Source organism: Pseudomonas sp. HMWF006 (assembly GCF_003061205.1).
GTDB classification, from domain to species: Bacteria; Pseudomonadota; Gammaproteobacteria; order Pseudomonadales; family Pseudomonadaceae; genus Aquipseudomonas; species Aquipseudomonas monsensis.
The window spans coordinates 1-25,842 of record NZ_QAIU01000134.1 but is presented as its reverse complement, the minus strand read 5'-3'; the positions used below and the strand labels follow the sequence as shown (position 1 = coordinate 25,842).

The 25,842-nt window shown below is 51.1% G+C and carries 24 protein-coding genes and 5 pseudogenes; 19 read left to right on the top strand and 10 right to left on the bottom strand.

All coding sequences use genetic code 11. The annotated features are described in order from the left end of the window. The first annotated feature begins 343 nt into the window (after positions 1-343). From DBR24_RS05325 to DBR24_RS05305, 5 genes are all read left to right on the top strand, one after another. On the top strand, positions 344-1,030 hold the full coding sequence (locus DBR24_RS05325; protein ID WP_128614125.1) for a hypothetical protein: 687 nt from the start codon (positions 344-346) through the stop codon (positions 1,028-1,030). Positions 1,031-1,269: 239 nt separating this feature from the next. Continuing rightward, a complete protein-coding gene (locus DBR24_RS05320) occupies positions 1,270-1,533 on the top strand; it encodes a hypothetical protein (protein WP_128614124.1) in 264 nt (87 codons plus the stop codon). 166 nt (positions 1,534-1,699) lie between these two features. Next, complete coding sequence (locus tag DBR24_RS05315) at positions 1,700-2,011, top strand: hypothetical protein (protein ID WP_128614123.1); 312 nt, start codon at positions 1,700-1,702, stop codon at positions 2,009-2,011. Continuing rightward, positions 2,008-2,610, top strand: coding sequence for a DUF262 domain-containing protein (locus tag DBR24_RS05310; protein WP_128614122.1), 603 nt, complete (start codon positions 2,008-2,010; stop codon positions 2,608-2,610). The genes DBR24_RS05315 and DBR24_RS05310 overlap by 4 nt, the downstream gene beginning before the upstream one ends. A gap of 581 nt (positions 2,611-3,191) precedes the next feature. Next, the gene (locus tag DBR24_RS05305; protein ID WP_177490446.1) at positions 3,192-3,614 is read left to right on the top strand and encodes a hypothetical protein; all 423 of its coding nucleotides are present in this window, start codon (positions 3,192-3,194) and stop codon (positions 3,612-3,614) included. A 570-nt stretch (positions 3,615-4,184) separates the two neighbouring features. Here DBR24_RS05305 and DBR24_RS05290 read toward each other — a convergent pair. The 4 genes and pseudogenes from DBR24_RS05290 to DBR24_RS05275 form a co-directional block, all read right to left on the bottom strand. After that, a complete protein-coding gene (locus DBR24_RS05290) occupies positions 4,185-5,234 on the bottom strand; it encodes a DUF4238 domain-containing protein (protein WP_128614118.1) in 1,050 nt (349 codons plus the stop codon). Positions 5,235-5,308: 74 nt separating this feature from the next. Then, positions 5,309-5,599 (bottom strand): annotated as a pseudogene (locus DBR24_RS05285) (restriction endonuclease); the annotation flags it as partial. 382 nt (positions 5,600-5,981) lie between these two features. After that, a complete protein-coding gene (locus DBR24_RS05280; protein ID WP_128614117.1) occupies positions 5,982-6,377 on the bottom strand; it encodes a hypothetical protein in 396 nt (131 codons plus the stop codon). A 246-nt stretch (positions 6,378-6,623) separates the two neighbouring features. After that, positions 6,624-7,187, bottom strand: a complete 564-nt coding sequence (locus DBR24_RS05275) for a hypothetical protein (protein WP_128614116.1) — start codon at positions 7,185-7,187, stop codon at positions 6,624-6,626. Between the two features lie 287 nt (positions 7,188-7,474). Here DBR24_RS05275 and DBR24_RS05270 point away from each other — a divergent pair, with 287 nt between their 5' ends. Further along, positions 7,475-7,942 (top strand): helix-turn-helix domain-containing protein, encoded by a 468-nt coding sequence (locus DBR24_RS05270; protein ID WP_128614115.1) that lies wholly within the window; start codon positions 7,475-7,477, stop codon positions 7,940-7,942. Positions 7,943-8,095: 153 nt separating this feature from the next. Further along, positions 8,096-8,704 (top strand): annotated as a pseudogene (locus DBR24_RS31505) (histidine phosphatase family protein); the annotation flags it as partial. A 766-nt stretch (positions 8,705-9,470) separates the two neighbouring features. Here the strand turns inward: DBR24_RS31505 and DBR24_RS05260 are convergent. Next, positions 9,471-9,935 (bottom strand): DUF3429 domain-containing protein, encoded by a 465-nt coding sequence (locus tag DBR24_RS05260; RefSeq protein ID WP_128614113.1) that lies wholly within the window; start codon positions 9,933-9,935, stop codon positions 9,471-9,473. A 527-nt stretch (positions 9,936-10,462) separates the two neighbouring features. Next, on the bottom strand, positions 10,463-12,715 hold the full coding sequence (locus DBR24_RS05255) for a GGDEF domain-containing phosphodiesterase (RefSeq protein ID WP_128614112.1): 2,253 nt from the start codon (positions 12,713-12,715) through the stop codon (positions 10,463-10,465). 295 nt (positions 12,716-13,010) lie between these two features. Between DBR24_RS05255 and DBR24_RS05250 the strand changes: the two genes are divergently transcribed. The 4 genes from DBR24_RS05250 (at position 13,011) to DBR24_RS05230 (ending at position 15,701) form a co-directional block, all read left to right on the top strand. Beyond that, entirely contained in the window at positions 13,011-13,475 is a 465-nt protein-coding gene (locus DBR24_RS05250) for a thiol-disulfide oxidoreductase DCC family protein (RefSeq protein WP_128614111.1), read from the top strand. A gap of 152 nt (positions 13,476-13,627) precedes the next feature. Continuing rightward, positions 13,628-14,188, top strand: a complete 561-nt coding sequence (folE, locus tag DBR24_RS05245; protein ID WP_128614110.1) for a GTP cyclohydrolase I FolE — start codon at positions 13,628-13,630, stop codon at positions 14,186-14,188. A 33-nt stretch (positions 14,189-14,221) separates the two neighbouring features. Beyond that, the gene (locus DBR24_RS05240; RefSeq protein WP_128614109.1) at positions 14,222-14,932 is read left to right on the top strand and encodes an SDR family oxidoreductase; all 711 of its coding nucleotides are present in this window, start codon (positions 14,222-14,224) and stop codon (positions 14,930-14,932) included. A gap of 331 nt (positions 14,933-15,263) precedes the next feature. Beyond that, the gene (locus DBR24_RS05230) at positions 15,264-15,701 is read left to right on the top strand and encodes a PAS domain-containing protein (protein WP_128614108.1); all 438 of its coding nucleotides are present in this window, start codon (positions 15,264-15,266) and stop codon (positions 15,699-15,701) included. A gap of 254 nt (positions 15,702-15,955) precedes the next feature. On the opposite strand, the gene DBR24_RS05225 is transcribed toward DBR24_RS05230, so the two are convergent. Further along, positions 15,956-16,969, bottom strand: a complete 1,014-nt coding sequence (locus DBR24_RS05225; protein ID WP_128614137.1) for an AraC family transcriptional regulator — start codon at positions 16,967-16,969, stop codon at positions 15,956-15,958. 348 nt (positions 16,970-17,317) lie between these two features. Between DBR24_RS05225 and DBR24_RS05220 the strand changes: the two genes are divergently transcribed. The 5 genes and pseudogenes from DBR24_RS05220 to DBR24_RS31500 form a co-directional block, all read left to right on the top strand. Beyond that, entirely contained in the window at positions 17,318-18,115 is a 798-nt protein-coding gene (locus DBR24_RS05220; protein ID WP_128614107.1) for an SDR family oxidoreductase, read from the top strand. 70 nt (positions 18,116-18,185) lie between these two features. After that, positions 18,186-18,623, top strand: a complete 438-nt coding sequence (locus DBR24_RS05215) for a nuclear transport factor 2 family protein (RefSeq protein ID WP_128614106.1) — start codon at positions 18,186-18,188, stop codon at positions 18,621-18,623. Between the two features lie 192 nt (positions 18,624-18,815). Then, the gene (locus tag DBR24_RS05210; protein WP_128614105.1) at positions 18,816-19,112 is read left to right on the top strand and encodes a YciI family protein; all 297 of its coding nucleotides are present in this window, start codon (positions 18,816-18,818) and stop codon (positions 19,110-19,112) included. A gap of 102 nt (positions 19,113-19,214) precedes the next feature. Beyond that, positions 19,215-19,991 (top strand): SDR family oxidoreductase, encoded by a 777-nt coding sequence (locus DBR24_RS05205; protein WP_128614104.1) that lies wholly within the window; start codon positions 19,215-19,217, stop codon positions 19,989-19,991. A gap of 263 nt (positions 19,992-20,254) precedes the next feature. Next, a pseudogene (locus DBR24_RS31500) lies at positions 20,255-20,353 on the top strand (transposase domain-containing protein); the annotation flags it as partial. 117 nt (positions 20,354-20,470) lie between these two features. Here DBR24_RS31500 and DBR24_RS31495 read toward each other — a convergent pair. Both DBR24_RS31495 and DBR24_RS34785 read right to left on the bottom strand, forming a co-directional pair. After that, positions 20,471-20,941, bottom strand: a complete 471-nt coding sequence (locus DBR24_RS31495) for a helix-turn-helix domain-containing protein (protein ID WP_256591276.1) — start codon at positions 20,939-20,941, stop codon at positions 20,471-20,473. Positions 20,942-21,010: 69 nt separating this feature from the next. Beyond that, positions 21,011-21,262: pseudogene (locus tag DBR24_RS34785) on the bottom strand (AraC family ligand binding domain-containing protein); the annotation flags it as partial. 124 nt (positions 21,263-21,386) lie between these two features. On the opposite strand from DBR24_RS34785, the gene DBR24_RS05190 reads away from it, so the two are divergent. After that, complete coding sequence (locus DBR24_RS05190; RefSeq protein WP_158277021.1) at positions 21,387-21,851, top strand: cupin domain-containing protein; 465 nt, start codon at positions 21,387-21,389, stop codon at positions 21,849-21,851. Positions 21,852-21,931: 80 nt separating this feature from the next. Continuing rightward, positions 21,932-22,064 (top strand): annotated as a pseudogene (locus DBR24_RS05185) (DUF2256 domain-containing protein); the annotation flags it as partial. A gap of 195 nt (positions 22,065-22,259) precedes the next feature. On the opposite strand, the gene DBR24_RS05180 reads toward DBR24_RS05185, so the two are convergent. Beyond that, positions 22,260-25,406 carry an autotransporter outer membrane beta-barrel domain-containing protein gene (locus DBR24_RS05180; RefSeq protein WP_128614101.1) on the bottom strand — a complete coding sequence of 1,049 codons (3,147 nt, stop codon included), beginning with the start codon at positions 25,404-25,406 and terminating at the stop codon, positions 22,260-22,262. Between the two features lie 226 nt (positions 25,407-25,632). On the opposite strand from DBR24_RS05180, the gene DBR24_RS05175 reads away from it, so the two are divergent. Next, positions 25,633-25,842 (top strand): transposase (locus DBR24_RS05175; RefSeq protein WP_146188961.1); only part of this gene is annotated, 210 nt, incomplete at its 3' end.

Sequence of the window (25,842 nt, the reverse complement as noted above, 5' to 3'; positions counted from 1 at the left end):
GTCTAGCTTTTCTATCTATATCAATGGCTTGGTAGCCCCCCCACCTCTTTGGTCGGCGCTTACTCACCCAAGACATCCTCATGCGGCCCTTACACACTTACATTCAGTCTCCAATTTTTCCCATCCGACAAGCTAAAGCGCACGACTTACAATGACAAACGAAAGGTATATATATCAAACGCTCTTCATAGGCTTATATCGCTATCAAATAGTGCAATGAAGGGGCATGGGTATACTTTCACTATACTGTTCATCCGTCGCAAAACTTGTAGACACCTCTGTTATTTCTTGACCACTTCACCCCCTTGGTCTTCAGTTCCGCTACTACCTAGGAGATAAGTCCATGAGATTTTCAACCTTGTTCCACCCGGAATGCGCTCCCGTAGCTCTCGATGATACTTTCCACTACGTCGTGCTCAGCGCTCTTCAGTGGAAAACACCCAATCTTGATCTGCTGGTATCTGCCGGCAAGCAGCGCTTCGCCGTTCTTTATAACCAACCGTTAGAGGAGAGATTCGCCATTGAGACTCTCGAACAGGCTCACATCCAGGGCGCAATGTCTGGAGTGAAACTGGTTGCTGTCCACAAAGGCGTACTTCGTATCTTCTTGAGTGACGAGGTGGAGGGCGCCACCTTCCCAGCCATCGAAGCCTTGTGGGAACCGATCAAAGAACTGGAACTCAATCGACGGCTGGAGGTGGATTTTTCGTGTGAACATGAAGTCTATTCTGGCCGTTCCGAATACTTGTTCTGGTCTGCAGTCAAGGAAGTGCTTGAGTCGAATAGACTGGGGATTGAGCGGTATGAAACACCCGTTCTCCATGACTGCGCAGAGGAAATATCTAGCGGCGATGACCCATCATCTCATCAGTATCATATTGATATCCGTCAGTCTTTCTCCTCTGAAGCAGTAATGCCCACCGGAATCTGCCCGCACGTACTGGAGCATGTAGATTCCATGGTCGGTCACTCCAGCACTTCAATGTTGGAGTGTTACATCTGCCCGCCTCAAAAATGGAAGATGCCTTAGAAGTTTCGTCGAACTGCAATAGGACTGGTCGAAGCATCGCCACATTTGAGAACGGTGTTGAGCGCTCTCCAGTGGAAAGACGCCAACCTTGAGGTAATGACCAAGGCAGCCAAGCAACGCTTTGCCGTCCTGGCACTACCGGGCTTCCATCCTCGCGTCTGCGCGCTCCGCTTGCCAGTGGTACGACAAATCAAAAGCCTCATCAAACACTCGCGAACACACCTCAAAGAGAGGCACCGATGCAGCAGCAGTCTCCATACGTAATACATCGCGAAATCCTACTCAACGGCATGTATGGAACAGCCAATCGGTTGCAAGAGTTCGTCCTCTGTCAGCTCGATCCTTGTAGGTACACTTTCGACATCGATGAGCATCGCGGAGGGTTCGACAGTGTTCACCTTCAGATCTATCAGGACATGAAGCAGTGGTTCTGGGACAACGGCCCATCAAGCGCCGGATTTAAAGAAATCGCCGAAGCACTGCAAGCCAGATACACCGAGTAAAAAATCGGTTTTCAAACACTGTAGCTAGGTAACAGTCCTCCAACAAATCAGCCCCAGCAGCTGCGCTTGAGCAAACCTATATCTCTTCAAAAAAAATCGCTTAAGGCTCAAGGTTTTTCGAAACCAACCGTTTGTGATGGGTAAGTACCCTTTTTGAGCAACGGCTTTGACCCTCTTTACACATGACTTCGCACAGCGCCTGAGCGGCGCCTTAACGTTCCCCTGCACCATTCTTGGCAACCGCCAGCGGCGCACATGGGAGCGGCTGATCAGCTATATCGAATCGTCAACCTGCACAGCCGAATTCAACAAATCGGCGGCCTATGCCGAGGGATATGCACAAGCGTTGGTCGATAGTGACCAGATCGGCATATCCATCGAACGAGATCTTTTGATCATTGCGACGGTGGATGCATGGCGATGCGCCCGTACTTACCCGAATACTTCGACCAACCTGAGTTACCCAGGAAAACCATGACTTCCATTTTTAAACGCTACGCCGACGGCGGAACATCAGACCTGCACATCCATATGCCGCAGCGTCTTCTGCCCACGACCGTCAGTCATTATCCCCTCGAGGTCTTAGTGGGCAACTGGGAAAAGTATCTGGTAGACCCCTCCTCCGCTCGTGAGCAGTTTCCGTGGGCTGCGCGATTCGTTATGGGCATGCCCATTCCATCGTGGGCGCGTGGGTTGGATTGGAACCTTGGTCAGAAGTCTCGCTTCATCTCTGCAGTATGGTCGGGCGGGGATCTGGGGAGCTATCTCACGAATGACTGGTACGAGCCAGTGATCGGTAGCAGGGCATTAGCCGAAAACAGTGAAATCTTGATTGATGGCCAGCAACGCCTTCACAGCCTGGAAGAGTATCTCCTCGACCGGTTGGCGATTCCTGATGCACAAGGTCAGCCAAGGATTTGGTCTGAGCTCGGCAACGGCGAAAGGAAACGCTTTCTGTCGACGATCTTTACCCATGTCCGGGTGTCGTCTAGTGACGAGGTGGCATTGCGCAAAACGTATGATCTTTGCGCACAGGGAGTTGTGTCTCGATCATTTGATCAGCGCACCTTTCGGTAATCATCAACGCTGCGGTAGTGGTGGCATGCCCTTGCAGGGACGGCTGTCGTTAACCAAGCCATGTCTACGACAGGTCTTGGCCCTGCGGGCTTCCATCCTCATGCCCTCCGACCTTCCAGGTCTGCGCGCTCCGCTTGCCTGGCAACGTGAGTCACTCCCTATTAGCAGCATTAATCACGCAGGGAGAAGACGGCCTTTATAGTGATCAGATCACTCCTAACAAGGTAGCCTCCGCTTAAGGGTATGCTCGTAACATACTGATTTTTCGTCGGAAATCTCGAATAATCGACCTTTCTTCCTTGACCCCTGTAGCCCCGTAGGTTTCATTTCACACCACAACCTCGGAGAGATGCAGTTTGAAATCCAGGATGCTGAGCTCGCATGTAGGTCTGTCTTTTGCGTGCCCTACCGGGCCGGCTGTCGTGAACCAGACCCGGCGATGCTCGCCGTTGTCCCGGCCCTGCCGGGCTTCCATCCTTACGTCTGCGCGCTCCGCTTGCCTCAAAGAAAAGGCATAGGCGCTTGCAGGAAAATAAGAGGTCTCTCCAAGCTGGGAGACCTTGCTAAGGGAGAACTCTGTGATGCATCAGTCACCATACGAACAACACCGCGACATCCTTTTGAACGGTATGTACGGAACAGCCTATCGGTTGCAAGAGTTCATCCTCTATCAGCTCGATCCTTGTAGGTACACTTTCGACATCGATGAGCATCGCGGAGGGTTCGACAGTGTCCACCTTCAGATCTATAAAGATATGAAGCAGTGGTACTGGGACAACGGCCCATCAAGCGCCGGTTTTAAAGAAATCGCCGAGGCACTTCAAGATAGGTACACCAAGCAAGCCCAGCAGAATCTAGAGGAGCTGTATCTCCTCCGAGCGATGCAGCCAAGCGATTTTCCTGCTGAGCCTGGCGAGATACCTGCAGACTCTCATAGGCATGCAGTTGAGCGAGCTGAGCTGTTTCACAAGGAGTATGTCGGCAAAGGGTTCATCAACGAGTAGACGTAGTCTACCGTTCCCCTCCATCCAACTAGACATGGGGCAAAACCGATGGCATGGCTATTTTGGAAAGACAAACGTCCTGCCTGGGTGCAGGCAGAAGAACGAGAGTTCATCAACGCGGTGAATAGCCTGCAATCGCTGCAGACAACTCCTCGTGGCGGGATGAGGATTGATCCTGAAGAGCTCAGGGATCAGATCCTGGATTCACGAGAACGATACAAAGATCTGGTGAAGAGGTAGCGATCCTAAGTGTCAACTGGTTGGGTGCCTGACACAGCTGTTCACTCAGGGGCGGATTAGTGCGTGCCCCTGCGGGGAATGGCTGTCGTGAACCGAGCCTTGGCAAAGCCCACGTCTCGGCCCGTCGGGCTCCATCCTGCTCGCCGCGCTCCGCTTGCTCCTATCGATCCGACATCGCGACCTACAGGGTACGGGACTGACCCGGTCGTTCTGCTCAGCACGTGGGAGCATCAGACACTTGAGCAGCTATTGAAGACGCTGTCATAAGGGTTAGATTGCGACGGGGCATCACCAAATGATCCCTCGCACCCTAGCTTTAACTGTTCAGTTTCAAGTTTGCTTCGGCCCCATCAACGCTGAAAACACCTCACCAAGTAATGTGCTCATTTCTCTTGCTGAAAGCCAGCTGGCATTGCTTCCTATCTGCGCCTGAAGATCGGCAGCACGCTCACTCTGGTGGGCGCAGATGAAATACCCCATCGAGCACTTGGCGATTTCGAGCGGCAGGTTCTGGAGAGGCGATGACAGTGAGGTATTCGTAGTACCTACAAGATATTTTTCCGACGCCAGCGGGAGAACCACGTGAACGAGCTCATCATCCTTATCCATAAATGGTTTAAAGGAGCGCTCGCCCCGCACATGAAATAGCACGATGGAATCCCCCAGCGGTAGATCGCCAGGCCCAAATTTGTGAACGGAATAGTGGAGCGCGCTGAAACGGTGAGCACGGGCAGCTGGCGACACAGACTCATTGAGTATGCGGACATGGCTGCCCTTTATCATTTCGGGTATTGAGGTCTTGATACGATTCAAATGAACAGGCATTAGCGAGGCAAATATATCCACTAGGGGCTCGAATATCCGTTCGAGGGCTGACTCATCCATAGCGAGCAAGGCTTGCATCTGCTGCTGACTAAAGCCCTGCTCGGCCAAAGTTTTGTCAAAGATAGCGGAGCCTGGTCTCAGATGTTCTTTGCTCAATGCACCGAGATTTGCAGGATCGGAGAGATGATCAAGAATGCCAGTGGCACACTCATCAACCATCGATTGCATATTCTGGCGCACGTGCCGGCTTCTGATTTCCAAGTGAGCTAACAATCCTGGAATACTCTCGACCACCGCAGCACTGAGGTTGCCGGCACGTAGGTTGTCTACTAGAGGTGCGTAAACGTCCCTCTCTGCGTCCGAAATTTTATCGTCCAGATCGGGTTCACTGTTGATCGCATAGAAATACCTTTCAAGCCCTACATCTTGAATGTTTGCAGATCTGGGGGGCTTATTCTGCTCGTATACCCAGCACCGGACAATTTTGCCATTACCTGGAGTCCTGAACCCTTTCTGCAAAAACCTCGGAATGAAGTGCTGTCGTACCCCTGACACGTCGCGTGCTCCCTCAGATCTGTACGCTTATGATGCCTTGGCGATTGCCATCTAGACTGCTGACGGGCACAGGCCTAGGCGCTTTCTTCCTCGGCCTGGAAGACCTCGATAAGCTTCTGGTTATAGTCATCAAGGTAGGTCTGAAGCCCATCACGGTCGATTAGCCGCACGCCCGCCGTGCTGGCCAACTCCTTCGCTGATTTCGTGTAGTAGGAGTTCGTGACTACCATCGCCTCGTCACACCCGTAGAAGGCTTTAGCAGAGATGGCCTGCTGCACAGCCGCGTTGCCTACGGAGCCCGAATAGTTCTTAGCCTGGATGACCATGTTTTTACCGAACCGGGTAGGCCTCAGATCTGCTGCCTCATAAAGGACGTCGAACCAAAATACGTCTTGAGGTGAGTCGCTGCAAAGCACCTGCCCTGAAAACAACTGATTCATTCGTTCCGCTACGGTGTGTGGGGTATCACCTTCCTGAAGCAAATGATCCTGGGTGAGACCATGCATGTCTTGCGCATCGAAAGACCAGTGCGTCCAATAGCGGGCGGGCTTAATCAGCGAGCTGTAGACGGTCTCATTCGACACTATGGCGACTTCGATAGGATAGCTATCCGGGGCTATCCCTGAGGCTTCGAAATCGATAAAAAAAGAAGGCCGTTCCACTCTGCAGCTCCTGTTTTGAGGGTTCGACTTCACCAGGCTACACCGACTGCTTGTGTTTGCGCCGCCATCGCTCGAACCAGCCGTTCTAGCTGTTAGCAGCCTGTGCGACTCGGTGAGTTTGCAGATGCTGTATCTCACGCTCCCATTCAACCAGAAATTTATCCCAGTCCGTGGCGTAAGGCCCTTCAGGAATTCTGGTTGATCCGATGCTCGCTTGCAGAAAGCGTTCTCGCCAGGGCTGCGGGATATCGCGCTCCAAGATGGTGTCGATTCCGGAGTTATGACGCATCACCGAGACAGAATTACGAACCTCATCGAGTGGCTTATCGCTATAGGTGGTGTCGTTTCGCTCTTGGACGTCGAGGTCATCAAGGATGGTGAGGAGTTCGGAGGCATTCGGATCACCAGGATGGAAGCTGGCAAGCGCCCACAGAATCCTTCGTCTAGTCCTCTCTCGTTCGCGGAGTAAATCGCAGGTCATTTCAGCCTCCTTTTCACAAGGCTCGGCGGTGGTTGTGGCGTGCCGCCTTCGGCGGATGGCTGGCGTGAACCGAGCCGTGGCAAGCCACGTCTCGGCCCTGCGGGCTTTCATCCAGCACGCCTGCGCGCTCCGCTTGCGCTGCTCTGAGGGTGATTACTTCAACACATCGCACGGAGTCTCAGCATGCGCTTAGATTTTAAAAAACTGGTAGGTTAGACGGCGCACGTGTCGTCAAACGCTGGAGCGTTATGACTTGTGAAACTTACTGAATCGACTCGATAGTACGGCTGGCGTAATCGTTTCCCAAGCCTCAGGATTAGATGTCTTACTGAAAATCACCCAGGCTCGCCAGAGAAAAAATAAACCGGCTAAAGATGCCTCAACAAAGGCGAAAACCGTAGTGGTATGCATCATTGCGCCGGGATTATATTCACTGCTGAACCCGACTACGAGTGCAAGCGAAGCCGCCCACCCGACGACGAACATCACACAAAACGCCAGACAGGCATAGAACGCAAGCATCGCTGGAACTCCAAGCCTCATGTTGGTGGCGAACATTCTTTCCCCACCCTCGGGTTTCATTCCGTATAAAACACCTTCATTCTTTTCTTTTTTTCGACTGTTTTTGAACAAACCATACAAAGTTACATTCTTGTTAGTTTCCAGCTCTTCATAAAGTTTGCCAGGTACTACCAGGTTTGGAATAACTTCCCCATCTATTTTTAGCGTCACTTTGTAACCGCCCCTCATGGGCCTGACAAAGCTTACGTTATCAACCTTTCCAGAAAACTTTACGCACTCAAATTTCATTAGTACCGGATCCCTGCATTCAATAAAAAACGCCTCATCCTCAAAGCGGTTGCGTCAAACCACCTGATGACCTGCGCCTCCAACACGTTATCGCTGCGCAGCGTGGCGAGATCTCCGCTCACCAAGGCCCGAGTCTCTCCTCTGTCACCAGACCACTGCTGCTAACGCCGTCCCCTAGCGGTCGTATGTCTGGCCCAAGCTGATCGTATGTCACGATAATATCATCATGATCTGTTTATCGGAACACGCTTGCCGTGGCTCTATCCTCGCTTTTGAGGATCCGACTCATGAATCTGAAGGAAGCGCTGGCGGGGGCATTACGCGGAGCCCGTGCACACCAAGGGTTGAGTTACGAGGATCTGGCAGGTGCGACGCACAGAACGAATTTAGGGAAGCTTGAGCAGGCCAGGACGACGCCGAGGCTGGAGAAACTGGACGAGATCGCTGACTACTTGGGCCTCGACCTTTTGACGGTAGTCACTCTCGCCATTGCGGCTCAGGGTGACGAACTCCCTTCGGAAACGTTGCAACGTACTGCCTTGCGAATCAGGGAATTCGAGATGTCCGGAGGGTGGCAGCTAGTAGAGGAGCAATTTAGTGATGGAAAGCTCATCAAGCGCTCCCAGGGAAAGCCTAAGCAGCCCTTCAATGCGGACTCAATACGAGCCTTGAAAGCGCAAGGCCTTGACCGGAAAAAAATCGCTGAAAAACTCGGAATTGCACGGACTACCGTTCAGAAGTATTGGAATACATAAACCTCCAGGCTATCGCGATCACTCTTTCTTTACGTGATGTCTTTTGTGCTCGTGGCTACGGTGTATCCTTGGGCAAGGATAAGCACTTGTGGTGTTGACCATAACGTAGAGAGCAGGTTCGGATGGCTGAAATAGTGGGGGGGTATTTGGTCGATGAAGTACGTCAGACTGATTCGCCACGGGGAAAGCGCCGCGAACGCTGGAGAAGCCAGTTCGGATCATGCGAGCATCCCGCTAACGCCAAAGGGTGTCGAACAAGCGCACTTGGTTGCTGGGGCATTCGCCCAGGCCCCGGATCTAATCGTAGCCTCACCGTTCTCTCGAGCCCAAGCAACGGCGATGCAGACAGTGGCTGCTTTCCCCTCCGTGTCGTTCGAAATATGGCCCATTCACGAGTTCACCTACCTTGAACCAGCACGGTGTACCAATACGACCATTGCCCAGAGACGAGATTGGGTCGAGGCATATTGGGCAAAAGCAGACCCCGCATTCACGGATGGTGAAGGTGCCGAGTCTTTCCTGGACTTTATATCTCGGGCTCAGTCTTTCTTGGATCGACTTGCAGAGCATCCTGCTCATGACATCGTAGTGTTTTCGCATGGGCAACTTATCAATGTCGTAGCGTGGCTGATCGAGCGCAACCCGCTGAAAATCGATGGCCAGGCAATGACCGAGTGGCGCGAGTATGAGATCACCAACCACGTGCCTAACTGCTGTGGCTACAAGCTAACCAAATACCCAGACGACGCTGGCTGGAAAGTGAGTCCTGGGGAGCCGCTAATTGACGTAACTCAGCGCGTGCTAGGCAGAGCCTACCAAGCAGTTCGCGATCCCGAGCGTTTGCTCATTGAAGAGCGCGCCGAAGCTCTCTCAGCTGCAGGCTATCCGCTGCCAGTTGATGATCCGGCTATGTACGCTGAGCAAAGGCTGAAAGAGGCCAGAACGGCAGCTCGTTCATCCCAGGTAGGTTGCGTTAGCGGAAACACTACGGCGGAGATCTCAGCGAGAGAGGTATGCCAATTATTGCAAGAGGTCATCTTCGAGCGACGGTCGATGACCAGGGTAGGCAAGACGTCTTGGGATGAGATTTATGCGGGCCATTTCGTGGTGAGCGTCGAGGGTTGGCGGATATCGATCTACAACGACTGTGACACGCTCGACTACTGCGAAGAATGCGGCAGTCCGGATGGACGGCGATGGTCGTTTGACGCGGGGGATAGATTTGGAACAGATCCCATTGCGTTGCTCAGCACATGGGAACATCAGACGCTTGAGCGTCTCCTGAAGGCGCTCTAGGAAGCCAATGTCGAGCGGGCCTCTGCGAGGACGGCTGTCGTGAACCAAGCCTCGCCGTTGCCGAGTCTTGGCCCTGTGGGCTTCCATCCTCCCGCCTGCGCGCTCCGCTTGCTACCGACACCATGTCACCTTTCCACGAGCCAAGAGGCCCAACAGCCTCGTCTTAATTCAGACGCGGTGCTTGGATGGAAGTGAGTCGTGCATACGGGCCACGACTCGGGCACACGAGACTTCATGAATGAAGCGCCTCAACGAGCGCGGCAAGCAGCAAGCAAACGCTAGCCACGAGGGTAAGCCGTAATCGCATCGGCATGTACCAAGCGGGCAAGCTCATAACCCGCAGCAGCTGCCTGTCCTGCCGGAGGTGGACAACAAAGCCAATGACCAACAGCAAGCAACCCAATGGCATTGGCAATAACGTGGCAATCCAAGCAATAAGCGCAGGAATGACACTCCAGATGAACCGGTCGCTGCGCTGCTTGGCACTCATGTCTTGCACGGTCATGGCGAAGCCCCAGTGCAAGGCTCCAACGAAGCTCAGGATGACTGCGCCGTAGTTAACAAGCGCATTATCAAACAACGTCCGATAGTCGAGAGAGAACGGGATCAGCAGCGCCAGAAAAATAAACGGCAACAGACCGCCATAACCCAGCAGGCTGACGTACTTTGGCGGAGAGGTTGAAGGCAACACGTTCATTTGTATTCCTTGCAGTTAGCGACACTCAAGACTGTAGGCCCAAAAGCCCCGCCTGGGCGAGATATTCATAGGATGGTGGATCACGTGACTGTAGCCCAGTGCAGTTCCAAACTTCGTGAGTCTGTTAATCGACCGTTCAGCACGAACTTGCACTTAACGGAGGCTGGGATCAAATTTGGAGCCGCGCCAGCTTTCCTCTCCATGCTTACCCTGGTCGCCCTTACTCGTTATACGTTCTTGATCTTTACCGGACGTCGGTCTGAAGACGCTTGAGCGTCTCCTGAAGGCGCTCTAGGGGCAAGGTCGCCCTGCCACCTGCGAGGACGGCTGTCGTGAACAGAGCCTCGCAGTCACCGAGCCTTTCGCCCTGTGGGCTTACATCCTCCCACGTGCGTAATCCGTTTGCTAATGACCGCACTTCACTTTTTCAGAAGCGCTGTTGATCCAATGGTACCGTGATTGATACGCGCTGATTGAAAGCAGCGAAGCTAACATTCTAAAACTCACCACGCTGGGGCATAACGACCTTAGCAGCTCGCATTCCACGAATTCAGCAATGTAGATAACTCTTCCGCTCGTACTGGAGGGCTGAGCAAATACCCTTGTACGAATGGGCAATCCATTTCTCTCAATCGTTGGAGCTGAGCGAGCGTCTCAACGCCTTCCGCTGTGATAGCCAAGTTCAACGTCCTGCCAAGGGAAAGTATACTTCTGATGATGGCATCACTTCGGTCGAAGGACATCATTCTAGAAACGAAGGAACGGTCGATTTTGATGGCGTCGAACGGGTAGCGGTCAATATATCCAAGGGAGCTATAGCCAGTACCGAAGTCATCAAGCGCCACGCGAACCCCTAGCGCACGAACGGCCTCCAGCACGCTTGCGGTCATCTCCGGCTTGTGAAGAAAAACAGATTCCGTAATCTCGATCTGAAGCTCGTTCGCGAAAACTCCCGTGGTCGACAGCACATTGCTGACTTGATCCACATAACCAGGACGAATGAGCTCAGTGCCTGATACGTTCACATTCAAATGCAATTTTAGCGAAGGAAATTCGTACTTCCAGCGCTGTAATTCTGTGCAAGCTTGTTGCATGACCCAACGGCCCAACTCATGAATTACACCGATATCTTCAGCTACCGGGATGAAGACGTCTGGAGGCACATGCCCCAGCTCTGGATGTAGCCATCTGACCAAAGCTTCGACGCCACTGATTTCACCGGTCTCGACGTTATAAATCGGCTGGTAAACAACTGAAAACTCTTCGCGTGCAATAGCTTGCTTCAGCGCGTTTTGCATCATTAGTGCATCAATAGCAGCCTTTCGCATTGATGCATCAAATATCGTCCAGCGGCCACGACCTTTCTTCTTCGCGGCGTACATCGCAACATCAGCATCTCTGAGCAAATCTTCAGGTGTTTCGTGTGAGGCATCAGTTGTCACAATGCCCAAGCTGCAGGACGTGAAAATATCCTGGCCATCAATCGCAACTGGCTGGCTGAGTTGACTAACGATGCGTTGAGCGAGCTCGATGGCTCGAGGAGCCTTTTCATCCCCAGCCAGTAGAATTGCAAACTCGTCGCCGCCAATGCGAGCGAAGATATCGTCTCCCCGGATACAGCTTTCAAGGCGCCGTGCGACGACTTTCAGGAGATGATCACCTGCGCTGTGGCCAAGGCTGTCGTTAACAAATTTAAATCGGTCAAGGTCTAGAAACAGTACCGTAGCCGCAGGTACATGGTGAGGCTTGCTCGCAGTGAACATAATCAGCAACCTAGACATGAGATAAGCCCGGTTGTGCAACGAGGTCAGGTCGTCGTGAAAGGCTGCATATGAAAGCTCCTCTTCAATGCGCGCCCTCTCCAGCAGCCGCGTTTCCAGCGCAACCTTCGCGTCTCTATCTGCCTGAGCCTGACGTGCGAGCAATTCTGCGTCCTTGCGTTCGCTGATATCCCTCTGAACGGAAACCCAATGGGTGAACCATCCTTGCTCGTTGGCGACAGGCACGATGCTCAGTTGCACCCAGAATTTGCTACCGTCTTTGCGAGCGTTGATAAGCTCCACCTCAATGGGCTCCCATTTAGACAATGCGACACGAATTGAATCGAGAGTTGCTCTGCTCGTATCTTCTGAATGGAGAATACGTGGGGTTAGCCCGATCACGTCTGACAAGCTAAAACCCGTAATGGTGAGGAACGCGGGATTACAGTAAACAATCCTCGGGCCGGGCTGATCTATGGGCTCGGCCTCAGTGATCAGGATTGAGTCTTTCGCATTGACCACCACAGACTCAAGTAGCCTTAAGCGCTCGATCAACGGATCTATAGCCGGAACAGGTTTGGTTTCCTTGGATTCGATCAGCTGACTAAAAAGAGCGCCATGAGTTTTCAATGCGTATTTTTGCGCCGCACTCAAGCGTTGTTGTGGCTTAGCACTGCTGATCAGCAACACGCCCAACAAACTGTTGTCCACCCCACGTACGGCTAGGCCAATCAGAAAGCTATCTCGAAAGTACATAAGCCGGTGACACAAGATAGGCATAACCTGTCCTGCGGCTTCACTGATTGCGATCAAGCCTTTTTGAGAAACCGCATCACGTAGAAAGCTTTCAGTAGAAGCCTCGACGACTAGGTCTTTGTGCACACCGTAACTGGCGATAATCCCCCACTTCCCTGGCAGCCCCCCGACAAGCAATCCCCTGGTGCAGTCTGCTGAGTGGGCAGCAGCCTGGGCCAACAAATTCATCGCGTCTGAGCTTTGGGTGTTGAAGTTATCTTGCATTTAATCGCCTATTATCAAGCCATCACTCGGGCTGGGGGTTACCAAAGTATCACTATGCCACCACCTGCGTATGAGGCTTTAACGGATGGCTAGGTTCCTAAGCTATAGGAATAGGTAAGACAAGCAGTGCACAGCCCGACCTAGCTGGCACTGCGTCTGAATCTCCGCTCTCCTCCCACACAAAGCTACGGTGTTTGAGGTCGGTAAAGTCTATCTCGCGGCAACCGCAACGTTCCCATTGTCAGTATGTTTCTTTCAGAATATCTTGTACAAGAGTTATACAAGAGCATTGTCCATGTACAAGAAAATGAATTGGCCGCTGACGCTGTACTTTGACGGTGAATGTCCTCTGTGTGCGCGCGAAATCAAGTTCCTGCGCGGACATGCCGTAAAGGAGCTACTGCTTTTCGTGGACATCAGCAGCGGTGCATTCGACGCCAAAGCACTCGGGTTCACGTTCGAGCAGATGCAGTCCTCGCTGCACGCACGCTTCGCTGATGGACGTTGGGTAACCGGCCTGGATGCCACCCTGTGGAGCTGGCGAGCCGCCGGCTTGGGTTTCTGGGCAACGCCACTGACGTGGAATGTATTCCGCCCGCTGCTTGAATTCGGTTATCGCCTTTTCTGCCGCTTACGCCCCCATTTGGCGTGGTTACCTCACCCAGATAGTGGCAGCCGCTGTGTCGATAACCGTTGCGCGGTGCCGGCGTCAAAACCCGCATCAGACGAGCACTCCATTTTGAAAAAAAATCAGACTTAGAAAGCTTCGCCTTGTCATGTCCCAGACGCAGAACCTGGGTAATGGCTGATCTGGCTAACCCTGTGTCATCTGCGCCAGGTCGGGCGCAGCAGATAGTCCCCTACCGCCAAGGATTGCCGACATACAGCGCAGCATGACTGCGAGGAATCAAGATGAACCTATCATTAGCCGAACATTACCGTGAAATTCTCGTCGGCGTAGGCGAGAACCCTGAGCGTGAAGGACTGCTGGACACGCCCAAGCGCGCAGCCAAAGCAATGCAGTACCTATGCAATGGCTACACAATGAGTCTGGAGGAAGTGATCAATGGCGCGTTGTTCGAATCGCAAAACGATGAAATGGTCATCGTGCGCGACATCGAACTGTATTCATTGTGTGAGCATCACATGCTGCCCTTCATCGGCAAGGCTCATGTAGCGTACATCCCCACAGGAAGGGTACTGGGCCTGTCGAAGGTGGCCCGAGTGGTGGATATGTTCGCCCGTCGCCTACAGATCCAGGAAAACCTGACCAAACAAATTGCCGAAGCCATTAAGCACATCACCGATGCCGCCGGCGTGGCGGTGGTCATTGAAGCGAAGCACATGTGCATGATGATGCGGGGCGTGGAGAAACAAAATTCGGTGATGACCTCATCCGTGATGCTGGGCGCCTTTCGCGAATCCTCCTCTACGCGTCACGAGTTCCTGCAACTGATAGGGCGACGGGGTTAACACCAACAAATCGCAGACTGCAGGAGAGCCTAGATGAACAGTCCCTTGACGATGAGCTCCCTTAGTGAGGGCTATCGTGCCCTAGTAATAGGCGCCAGCGGGGCGCTCGGCTCGGCGTTTTGTGAGTTGCTCAATCAGGATCCACGGTCTGCGTATGTTCGTGAGTTGGGGCGCACCAGTGTTCCCTACCTCGACCTGGAGGATGCCGACAGTATTGCCAAAGCGGCAGCCGAATTGACAGAGGAAGCACCGTATCAGTTGATCTTGCATGCCGCAGGTCTGCTCCATCGCGACGAAATAAAGCCTGAAAAAAGTTACTCCGCGATTGATGCAGATGCGTTGCAGTCGGTCTTTCAAGTCAACACAATCGGGCCTGCGCTGGTTTTGCGTCACTTTCTGCCCTTGCTTGACCCTCTTGGCGCGATGGCAATGCTCTCTGCCAAGGTGGGTAGCATCAGCGATAACCGCTTGGGCGGCTGGTACGCCTATCGTGCCTCCAAGGCAGCACTGAACATGCTGATTAAAACGGCGGCCATCGAGCTGGCAAGAACTCGACCTCAGAGCCGACTGCTGAGTCTTCACCCGGGTACAGTTGTATCAGCACTGTCGCAACCCTTTCGGGGGGCATCTGCCGCCAGGCCGGCAAAGGTGGCCGCCTGTGAATTACAATCGCTGATCGACCGATTAGAGCCTGCCGACAGTGGCAATTTCTTCGCTTATAACGGAGAACGCCTTCCGTGGTAGTCGGGAGTGAACATTGAGTCTGCAGCCTCTGACCGAAAGGGCCTGCGAGTGGGGGAGTACGCGATTTGGAGTAGCTGTCGCTGGACGGCTATTTTTATTTGGCACGAACCTGGCTCTATCAGGGCCCGTTCACTTTGCGGGACGTTGTAGCCAAGCCTATGCACCTTCGCTCCATCAATCATCTACTTGGGTTACTGCGCCCCACCATTTCCCTGCGCGCTCGTTCAGCAGTGCGCCCGTGGTAAGTCATAGAGATATTTCAAATGATCTCGAAAACGCTCACAACCCCCAAGTTGTCCTAGAATGATGTGAAATTCACCGGGCCCCGATAATGATCGACGCAGATCTGCTGAAACTGATGGTTGAAACCTCGCATGACGGCATTGTAATTGCTGAGCAGGAAGGCGATGAGAACATCCTGATCTACGCTAACCCTGCCTTCCAGCGCCTGACGGGTTACAGCCTTGACGAAATTCTGTATCAGGACTGCCGCTTCCTGCAGGGTGAAGACCGAGACCAAGCGGGCTTGGCTGTTATCCGAGCGGCGATAAAGCTGCATGCCCCCTGCCGGCAAATCATTCGTAACTATCGTAAAGACGGTAGTGCCTTCTGGAATGAGCTGTCGATTACTCCGGTTTTTAACCATGCGGATCAGCTCACCTATTACATCGGCATCCAGAAGGACGTCAGCGTTGAATTTGAGGCCCGCGAACGCGTGCGTGAACTTGAAGCGGAAGTCGCCAGCTTGAAAGCTCGCCTGGCTCAATAGCCGTATGAATCACGCGAATGCTGATACCGCCTTCAATGGAGTAAGTCAGTCGGCGTGTCAACGACTCAACTGAAAGCGGGTGCTAAGAGCTCATAGCCCTCTGATTTTCTCCTCCTGTTATTCTGTCGTTCCCTGCAAGGTGCATACTCGCTGTCAGATTGCTCCTTTCCCCGTGGCCGAAACATATCAGGTAGGTTGAACTGCAATCATCTGTTAAGGGGCAAAGGCGCACTAATCGTAGCAGAAGAATGAGCTCAACCTTGCAGTTCGCCCTTTGCTACGGTAGGTAGAGGATCACCGCAAGAAACCATTTGCAATCTAGCCTTAACTGGCGTGGTACCAGTCCACCCCTGAAATGCTCTGGCAAATGAATTGGAATCATCAAATCCTAGGAGGAAAGAGATTTCCGCGCTCGACATAGCAGTGCTCCGAAGGTAATGAAGCGCCAGAGAAGACCGTAGCGCATCTAGAGTCTGCTGAAACGTTGTCCCTTCATCGTGCAACTTGCGCTGCAGTGTGCGGGTACTTACCGCAAGCTTACGACTTACTCCCTCCATCGATACCTCGCCAGCGGGCAGGGATTCAAGCAGGACACTGCGCACCCTATCAGCCATGCCGCATGTCCTCTCAAGGTCGGACAATCGCTGACGAAGGCTGGGTTCAAAGAACAACCACATCTTGTGGTTCTCAGTCAGAAAAGGTCGCTCAACGTCTGCAGCAGAGAATACAACGCAGGCAAGGGGGCTTTGAGTAACGGGAATGCCGAAGTAAGCATGATACGCATCTGAATCCGAATCACTGACCTGCGATGGCCAGCTCACCTGTAATGGCTGCACATGACTACGAGTAGCTAGCCTTGCAAGTTGCACGAAGAATACGATTTTGAAGGCTAAGAAAACTTCTGGGGGCGGTTCAGAAGGATCGAGAAAGTCCATGGTTACCGTGGTGTACGCATCAGAACGAACCACCCGAATCGTCATGGGTGCGATTAGGCGTACATATTTGGCAATCCGTTCGAGCGCGCAGCCCAAATTGGTGCTGCATAATGCTGCGAAAAGCTCAGGATCAAACCAGTCGGAGGACATTACCCTAGCGATCTGCAACGGCGCAGGCAGTTCTGCGCATACAGACGAAGCCTCGGCGTCAATAGCCCGCCACAGGTTGAAAAAACTTTCGTAATCAAGGCGCACGTTCTGCCGCGTGAACAGATCGCCTGGCATCTGTGCGCGACGCAAAACGGGCGCTGTAGCTAATCCAGCATCATGCATTAGCAATCGCCATCCGGGCCATACAGAAAATTCCAAAACCGAGCTACGTTTGCCTGCCATAGAATTTAATTTCTCTTTTGAGGAGTTTTCTATTATCCACCACTCCATTTTAGTGAGCGGATCACGCCACGACAACGACGGATCGCGCCAATAAAGCAAAGCGGCATTGGCGGGTTTTGCAGTCATATAGGCGCGTTTGGCGAGTGCCAAATAGGAATATTCCAAGCAATCTAAATGTGAATCGGGTTAGGAGTATCAGTTCGATGAAGTCATCGATGCCATAAACCCCGACACACCGGAACAAACCGCGTGCACGAAGGGATGAGACATCCCATTAATGGTGGACATATGAAAAAGACAATCCTGATCACTGGTGCATCGTCCGGCTTTGGATTGATGCTGGCCAAAAACCTTCACCAGCAAGGCTTCAATGTTATTGGCACAAGCCGCACGCCCGAAAAGTATGCTTCGCAACTACCGTTCAAATTACTTGAATTAGACGTTGATAATGATGCTTCAATAAAGCGTTTTACGGAGAAACTATTCCAATGGATCGATCATTTAGATGTGCTGGTTAACAATGCCGGATATATGGTCACGGGCATCGCTGAAGAAACACCCTTGGAACTCGGGCGTCAGCAATTTGAAACTAACTTCTGGGGCACCATAAAAGTAACAAATGCCTTGCTTCCATATTTTCGCCGTCAGAAAAATGGTCAAATTATTACAGTTAGCTCTATCGTCGGCCTAATCGGCCCGCCAAACCTGTCATTTTACACAGCGTCTAAACACGCAATCCAAGGCTACTTCAAATCCCTGCGCTTTGAACTGGATCAGTTTAACATCAAGGTCAACATGGTCGAACCCGTATGGTTTAAGACTAATCTGGGGCGCAATGCAGTTTCCGCAACAAAAAACAACATTGCTGACTACGACGCTTATCGAGAAAAAGTCAACGCGGCAACACAAAAAGGCATTGATCAGGCGGAAGAGCCAAACGCTGTAGTGGAAAAAATCGGGAGGCTCATTGAAGCCAAAGACTCTAAATTTAGTAATCCTGTAGGAAAAATGACCGGCATGATTCTTTTTCTTCAGAGTTACCTGCCAAAAATGTTTGAGGGGGCAATTCTGAAGAGTGTTCGTTAGGGAGGAAAGTTAAATTTAAAATTTCCCATATAGTCAGCATTTTATATGCTGCGACAGCTTGGAGAAGAAAATGCGTAAGACTGAGAAGCTCAAAGCACATTCTGTTGAAATAGCTGCGTCCACTACAGCTGCTAAAAATGGAATCGTAGAATGGCACCGTATTGTTGCAGAGTCGGACTGGAAGAATCTGCCAAACTTGCTCGCCGAGGACGTAGTTTTTCATAACCCATCGAGTTTCGAGCCGCATCACGGTAAGGGGCCAATGCAGGTGATACTGCCTGCCGTTTTCAGCGTGCTCGAGAAGTTTGAATATCACAGGCACTTTGGCAGTCAATCCGGTTATGTGCTGGAATTCAGTGCGCAGGTCGGTGGAGAAAAGGTGACAGGTGTCGACCTGATCGAATTCAACGATGAAGGTAAAATTAAAAACTTCGTAGTAATGATGCGACCTGCAGGAGTAGTTCTAACCTTGTCCGCCGAAGTCGGAAAAAGAATTGCTGCGGCCTAGATTTATACCATAATAATTAGCACCTAAAGTGCGTCCACCCCCACGTACTCCTTCAAGGCTTTAGCATAAGCAAAATGCAATTCGCTTCGATATCAGAATATCTGAACCAGCTTGCAAGTTTCGAAATAAACCTAGCCTACATGGTGCTTTAAAATCTCAAAATATTTAGCATCCAAACAGCAGGATTCAACAATGAAATACTATCTGTGCAAGTTTATTCCGCCACGATCAGACTTCTTATCAACCATGTCTGTGGATGAGCAGAAGTGGATGAAGCAGCACGGCAACTACTTAAATGATCTTCTTAAAAAAGGCCTCATAGTTGCCCACGGCCCAGTAATTGACGAAACCGGAGGTTACGGGGTTTCTCTTTACCAAATCGCAGATGATCAAGACATCGCCGAGCTTACTTCTCAGGATCCTATTGTCAAAAATGGAGTCGGTCACTATGAGCACTACACAATGTTGCACCTGACGGCGCGCACTTGATTCGGCTCATGTAGGTTGTACTTCCCAGCTTCCGCACATTGATGATGTTTTTCACTTTGATCAACAAAGTGCGGCCTTTTTAATTATCATGAGGAAAGTTTAATGTCGACTGCTCTTATCACCGGTGCATCAAGTGGTATCGGTGCAATCTATGCCCGTCGCCTTGCTGCACGAGGCAATGACCTTGTTCTCGTAGCTCGCGCGACTGACCGCCTCGAGGCCCTGGCAAGCGAATTGCGTGAGGCCAATGGCATTTCAGTCGAAGTCATCACTGCCGACCTTACCAATGCCAGCCAGCTCCAAACAGTTCTGGAGCGCCTGCGGAGTGATCCGATGATTGATATCTTGGTCAATAACGCAGGAGCTGCACTCGTCGGTAATTTCGCCAGTGCTGAGCCTGAAAAGATGGATGCCTTGCTGAGTCTCAACGTAGTCGCACCGACCCTGCTCACATCTGCAGTCATCAGTAAAATGGTGGCTCGTGGCAACGGCTCTATCATCAACATCGCTTCGGTGTTGGCGCTTCTACCCGAGTATTCACACGGTATTTATGCAGCCACTAAGGCCTATGTTCTGACGCTGTCTCAGAGCTTGGCTGCAGAAGTTTCCGGTAAAGGTGTTTACGTGCAGGCTGTCCTCCCTGCCGCAACACGTACTGAAATTTATGAACGCGCCGGCGGTGATATCAGCAAAGTGCCCGACGTGATGGAAGTAGAGGCTCTGGTCGATGCTGCTTTGGTAGGTTTTGATCGCAGAGAATTGATCACAATTCCTCCAGTGCCTGAAGTCGAGGCTTGGGAAGCTTTCGAGCATGCACGTGGCGTTCTTGCAGCTGGCTTTAGCAACTCTGAACCGGCGCAACGCTACAAATCTTCGTGATAATCGCATATTTGTAAGACAAGTGGCCGTACGCTTTCGAGCTTCGGCTACTTTGACCAGATCAGACTTTTCACGGTCAGCACTTACCTTTCCGCTAACGGTAAATCAAATCGAAATGAGGACTTCCACGCCCGCCATGGTCGGCCAAGGCTTGAGAACATTGCGCACCTTCCTGATCGTTGAGTTTGGCTGAAGCCCTTTTCCTGCCCATCTTTATAGAAAACGCATTGAGCGGGACGGTCGCCAAGAAATTCCATTGCTAGAATGGGCGTAATCCATATGCGTACCTCAATGATGCGCTGACGCGGTTGCCGACGCAGCGAGCTAGTGACATTGACCACTTGTCGCATCAGCGGGATTGAGCGTGAGCAACACAAGGTCAATTTAGTAAATGCTTACATTGTGCAGATAAACGGCGTCTTGGGACGGCGTTCGGCGATAGGGTGATTCACGCCGCTTCATTCAGAGTGCTGTTCAGGCTATTGCTCTTTGTGCCCCACGCTAGGCGATGAAACATATTTTGCGGGAGTGGTGCCCAGCGACAGCTTGAACATCCTGATGAAGCTCGTTACGGCCTCGTACCCTAGGTCTCCTGCTACTTGCTGGACACTCTTCCCCTCAGCCAACAACTTCAGCGCGACCATCAGATGAAGCTGTCGACGCCATTTACCGAACGACATTCCGGTGTCCTTGAACAGCTGTCGTGAAAATGTGCGTTCGCTCATCCCGCCAAAACTTGCCCATTGCTCTAGAGTCCTTCTGCTATCTGGAGCCTGAATGAGTGCTTTAGCTACCCGTTGTAACCTCGAGTCAGCGGGTATAGGAAAATGTGTGCTCACCCTTGGCATAGCGCTCAATTCCTCAAGCAGTAAATGGGTGATGAGATCTTTACTGAGAGTCGTGCGGTCGCTGCGACCCTCGCTTAGCTCAATAATCATTTCGCGCAACATGGCACTGATTCTGAACGTACAGCACTCGTCTGGAAGAGTGGATGCTGTGGGTGTGATGAAAAGGGAATAGCCGTGGGCGTTCGAAGAGGCGCGACTCTGATGCCGGACGCCGGCGGGAATCCAGAGAGCGCAATGTGGTGGCACTATCCAATGATTATCGGCAACCTCACACGCGACAACCCCTTGCATAGACAACACCAGTTGCCCTTGCTCATGAAGATGAGTCTTTGATCCCGAGAGTCCCTCACTTAAGGCCGTAAAGCTAATCGCAGTTACGATTTTTCCTGACGCGCCGGAGGGTGGGTGTAGATGCTTTGCCATTTTGACGTCTTTTGCACATTAATTGACCAGATATACAAATCTTACCACGACTTATCCCAATAAAATCCTCCACAAGCGTGAGATGGCTATCCCCCCATCTGCCCGGAAATCACTGGAGGAAGGTATGAGTAGTAATACGATTAAAGCCCGCATGATCAGCTCTGATGAGGGGCATCACGTTTTGCACCCTACGGGCGCCCGCATGAACATCAAGGTGTTTGCTAGCGACACGGGAGGAGTCTATTCGCTTATGGAGACCATACTCCCACCCGGAGGTGAAGTGCCGCGACATATACACGAGGGTGAGGATGAAAATAACTATATCCTCGAAGGACAGTTAACCATGCAGATTGGCGAGGTTTTTCACTTGGCAGGGCCAGGCAGCTACGTCGTTGCTCCGCGCGGCGTACAGCAGTATTTTAAGAACGAAGGTGACAGCGACTGTCGATTTCTCACCACCTTTACTCCTGGAGGAGCAGAAGGTTTTTTCAGGGAGGCCGGTGAGTTGATACGTCGTCTGGCCCCCATAAAGCCCTGCCCGGCAGAACTGCTTCAGCTCCAGCAAAGATATGGCTTGAGCTATCTATAAAAATGGAAAAGAACAGAGACGTCTTTGAGCTGTACCGCCAGATGTTATTCGCTCGATTGACAATCGATGAGTCATTTTGAAAAAAAAGTGAGCTACCGGTAAAAACTTGCGCGACGTGCGGCCTTCCCTTCACATGGAGGAAGAAGTGGGGCACGCTGCTGGAATGAAGTGCGCTACTGCTCGGGGCGTTGCCGACGCAATAGCCCTTCTTGAGGAAAGAGTCAAAAAGGGCCAGCCATGGCCCTTTTTCAAATTACATAATCGCTAGTTCAGTAACGCCCAATCGTATAAGTCGCACACGAAAACTTAATGAATTCACCGCACGACATATATTTTCAATTTTTTACAAAACTCGTTAGCTGATTGTACTTTAGATATATTCCTGTACAGGTTTTGCGACCAACCTCTTCACCAGGTGTAGCGATAGCCTAAGTTCACCCCCCATGGCTGCTCAATAGAGTTACCTTTTGCATACTCGGCATCTAACGAGATTTTACTGTTCTCACTAACTTTCAGTGTACCGCCAAAACCCAACTCCATTCGGTTACCCTGCAGGTCAGCGTCAAGACGGTCACCGTCGACAACAACCTTACTCTTGCCAGCATGCTCGGTGATGTAGGATGCTTTCACATAAGGCTGTACATCCATTCCGTTCTCAAATTGGAGACTACGACCAAAGAGAGAACCTACACGACTTTGGAGGGAATCAATATTATCAGCCTTAACCTCCAAGCTATTACTGGAACTGTAGCTTGCCCCCTGAATTCTAGAAGTAGAAATAGCTAACTGCGGCTCAACAAACCAACCATCATTGAGTTTGATATGCTTGCCGACCTCAACACTCAATCCAATGCCGTTTGTATTGTAAGCCCCCTTAACCGGAGCACCTAGATTAGTCGGCGTCTTAACTTCATTAGTCAAACGATTGTATTTTATTACACCATCAAGATAAATACCGCCCTCATCGATGTAAGTGGCATAAGCGCCTACCATCCTACTATCGATTTTTCCGGAGGAGCCTTCGCCGAAATTGAGATCTGAACTTGCTGCCCCAACCATGCCGCCAACATATACTTTACCATGCTGCACATGAATGGCCTTATCAGCACCTATTTCAATGCCATTTACATTCTGAGTATATGCACGGCTAGATTTGACTCCTACATCTAATCGTTTACCAATTGCTCTTGTCCAAGCTCCGCCTTCGTCCTTACCCATACGCAATTCGCCAAGACGTTTAACCAAAGAATCCATTTGGGACGTCAACATCAGAGCACTTGCTGTATGCGAAGCGACTGCCGCATTTGCGCCTTTCGATAAGTCTTCTGCTTCAGGATGTTCAGGATCTTTTGCGTTACTGATCAAATACCAGTCATCTGCTTCCCGCCCTAAAGTATAACGAAATGCGCCAGCATCAATATGCCCCCCGTAAAGATTGAAATTGCCGTTTCCGCCATTAGTATCAACAACCATAAGCTTTTCGTTATCAGTATGTGGCGAAAGACCCGAATCCTCAATAATCAGCATATGACTGCCGCTGGCTGCATTAGCATCAGTTACAACAAGCGAATCTCCTTTTAAATTGGCCAGATCAACATTCATAAAGAACTCACCATTACCCGCTAAAGCCCCAGCAGTCAAAGTTCTGAACTGACCTGGAACTTTTTGAAATTCTACACGACCATCTTGCAAGCCAAGAGACTTCACCGAAGAGTCATTAGTCATACTCCAAACACTCTCGCCGTTCAGCGAGAGTTGATTGATACCATTTCCAGCACCAGTCCAGTGCGTTGCATTTTGCAGACTAAAATTGGCATTGAATTCCGGATCTGTCGTAGTATTAATATCACCATCAAGGATAGATGAATAGGCAACCAGATTACTGCTGCCAGAGCTCAGAGAACCATCAGCATTTGGATTTATGTTGAAAAGTAGTCCCGACGCAGCTTCGACTGTAGAGCTATTGATTAAAAAATCATGATTTCCATCACCACGAACTTTTATCGCAGAGCCATTAACACTACTCAACTTACTATTATTTACTTCAAATGTATTTCTTGCGTCTGCCCCCCAAGACGAGATTGCACTAGAGTCTGCGACGGAGGCGACATTACTACCTTCCACCTTTACAACCCCACCATTGTTAATAGTTAAGCCGTTACCGTGAGCTTGGATATCAGAACTCTGAATTAACAAGCCACCTCCGCCAAAGACGGAAGCTCCATGACTCGAGAATCCGCTAGTGGTTACTTTACTATTCGTTAGCGTCAGATGGCTGTTCGAGCCATTTGCGAATAGCCCATAAGATTGAGACCCAGACGTATCAATCTTTACTCGATCCGCTACAATAGTTGAACCATCTCCATTGGCCACCAAGCCGCGAGCAACATCGCCGACGGTGCTAATTACCATATTTGTAATTTGAGCGGCGCCGCCACTTGCTGCTAGGACACCATTGGACGAGCGGCCTAAAGTGCTAATCACACCATTATTAAGGATGATTTTGGTTCCTGCCCCATTTACGTAGGCCCCATTCGATACTTGGCCTGCCGTCTCAACATTCAAGCTAGAAGCCAAAATAGCTCCACCGAAGTTTGAGTTCAATCCATGGGAACGTTCGCCAGTGGTGGATATAGCAGTACCACTGAGTGAAATATCACCCCCTTCATTAGCCTGAACAGCAGAAGAATCACTCCCAAAAGTTGATAAAGAGCCGTTAGCCACGGTTGCCTGAGATCTCACTCCGTCAAGCGCCGCCCCGGCAATTAAACCTAATGACCGCGTCCCCTGAGTTGATATCGCCACATCCTGCAAGCTAAGATTTCCCCCAAAAAAAGCTAATGCTCCACGACTATTTGCACCAACTGTTGTGATGCTCCCACCAGTCATATCAATGGATGCACCTGCGCGCCCCGCAGAAAGCCCTGAAACATTGTTGCCAGTAATTTGTATTTTAGTATCATCAAGCTTAATTACCCAATTGCCATCAGCAGCTACAGCGGCGCCGTAATTTATAGCACCTACACCACCCTCATGGAATATAGTAGCACCTTCGACATTAACCATACCTTCTGCTGCTGCGATAGCAGAAGAACTATCACCGTTCACTCTGATGACAGTTCCGTTACCATTGCTATCTCGCCCTACGTTAACTGTGCCTCCGTTTTGGCCGTAAACAGCTCGAGCATTATAACCTTCGGTGGTTACTGAGCCACCATTAAAATTAATTACGGAGTCATTACCTGAAGCCTGCACTGCATTTGCAAAACTACCACGGGTAATTGCATCTACATTCTCGGCACTGATTACACCGCCATTTTTTGCTGCAACAGCAGCCCAGCCATTGCTTACGGTTTCGAAGCTTTGGGCTGCTATATCTTTTATTACACCATCAGCTACGATTGCTTTATTACTAGCTAAGGAAATACTTGACTCAGAAAGAAGATTCACATCATCTCTTGATTGCAAAGTTTCGTTAGGCATAGCAAATACTTTGCCTTCAAAAAATTCTGAACCGCATAGCACGATGCTTATTGCTAAGACTGATTTATTCAAAACACACCCCAGGAAAAAAGAAACGAGCAGTCACTTGCCATTGGCCTGGAGAAAAATATAAAAATGAAGCCCATATTCGAGTAGGAAAAATCCTAGCGGCTTGTAGGAAATTTCCTAGACACGATTTCCATCGGATACGCTCGGCCCGTTTCGGGGAGGAAGTGTGGTGTTTTAATGAATCCGCCCACCCATTTAGGCGCGAATGCTCGCTAGATAGAGGTGCCATATGACCAAGCAACGTCGTTTCTTTTCCGCTGAGTTCAAACGCGAAGCCGCTGCTCTAGTGCTCGATCAAGGCTATAGCCATATCGAGGCCTGCCGGTCACTTGGCGAGTCTGCGTTGCGTCGCTGGGTGAACCCACTCCAGCAGGAGCGCAGAGGTGTTCGGGTTGATTGCAGGGCGCTGAGCGTCGATGCCGGCGCATTCACAGCGATC

What these genes read in the sequence shown, in the direction of transcription:
- DBR24_RS05325 (WP_128614125.1), top strand. Translation starts at nt 344, where the DNA reads ATGAGATTTTCAACCTTGTTCCACCCGGAATGCGCTCCCGTAGCTCTC.
- DBR24_RS05320 (WP_128614124.1), top strand. Translation starts at nt 1,270, where the DNA reads ATGCAGCAGCAGTCTCCATACGTAATACATCGCGAAATCCTACTCAAC.
- DBR24_RS05310 (WP_128614122.1), top strand. Translation starts at nt 2,008, where the DNA reads ATGACTTCCATTTTTAAACGCTACGCCGACGGCGGAACATCAGACCTG.
- DBR24_RS05305 (WP_177490446.1), top strand. Translation starts at nt 3,192, where the DNA reads ATGCATCAGTCACCATACGAACAACACCGCGACATCCTTTTGAACGGT.
- DBR24_RS05280 (WP_128614117.1), bottom strand. Translation starts at nt 6,377, where the DNA reads ATGACCTGCGATTTACTCCGCGAACGAGAGAGGACTAGACGAAGGATT.
- DBR24_RS05275 (WP_128614116.1), bottom strand. Translation starts at nt 7,187, where the DNA reads ATGAAATTTGAGTGCGTAAAGTTTTCTGGAAAGGTTGATAACGTAAGC.
- DBR24_RS05270 (WP_128614115.1), top strand. Translation starts at nt 7,475, where the DNA reads ATGAATCTGAAGGAAGCGCTGGCGGGGGCATTACGCGGAGCCCGTGCA.
- DBR24_RS05260 (WP_128614113.1), bottom strand. Translation starts at nt 9,935, where the DNA reads ATGAACGTGTTGCCTTCAACCTCTCCGCCAAAGTACGTCAGCCTGCTG.
- DBR24_RS05255 (WP_128614112.1), bottom strand. Translation starts at nt 12,715, where the DNA reads ATGCAAGATAACTTCAACACCCAAAGCTCAGACGCGATGAATTTGTTG.
- DBR24_RS05250 (WP_128614111.1), top strand. Translation starts at nt 13,011, where the DNA reads ATGTACAAGAAAATGAATTGGCCGCTGACGCTGTACTTTGACGGTGAA.
- folE (WP_128614110.1), top strand. Translation starts at nt 13,628, where the DNA reads ATGAACCTATCATTAGCCGAACATTACCGTGAAATTCTCGTCGGCGTA.
- DBR24_RS05240 (WP_128614109.1), top strand. Translation starts at nt 14,222, where the DNA reads ATGAACAGTCCCTTGACGATGAGCTCCCTTAGTGAGGGCTATCGTGCC.
- DBR24_RS05230 (WP_128614108.1), top strand. Translation starts at nt 15,264, where the DNA reads ATGATCGACGCAGATCTGCTGAAACTGATGGTTGAAACCTCGCATGAC.
- DBR24_RS05225 (WP_128614137.1), bottom strand. Translation starts at nt 16,969, where the DNA reads ATGCATGATGCTGGATTAGCTACAGCGCCCGTTTTGCGTCGCGCACAG.
- DBR24_RS05220 (WP_128614107.1), top strand. Translation starts at nt 17,318, where the DNA reads ATGAAAAAGACAATCCTGATCACTGGTGCATCGTCCGGCTTTGGATTG.
- DBR24_RS05215 (WP_128614106.1), top strand. Translation starts at nt 18,186, where the DNA reads ATGCGTAAGACTGAGAAGCTCAAAGCACATTCTGTTGAAATAGCTGCG.
- DBR24_RS05210 (WP_128614105.1), top strand. Translation starts at nt 18,816, where the DNA reads ATGAAATACTATCTGTGCAAGTTTATTCCGCCACGATCAGACTTCTTA.
- DBR24_RS05205 (WP_128614104.1), top strand. Translation starts at nt 19,215, where the DNA reads ATGTCGACTGCTCTTATCACCGGTGCATCAAGTGGTATCGGTGCAATC.
- DBR24_RS31495 (WP_256591276.1), bottom strand. Translation starts at nt 20,941, where the DNA reads ATGTTGCGCGAAATGATTATTGAGCTAAGCGAGGGTCGCAGCGACCGC.
- DBR24_RS05190 (WP_158277021.1), top strand. Translation starts at nt 21,387, where the DNA reads ATGAGTAGTAATACGATTAAAGCCCGCATGATCAGCTCTGATGAGGGG.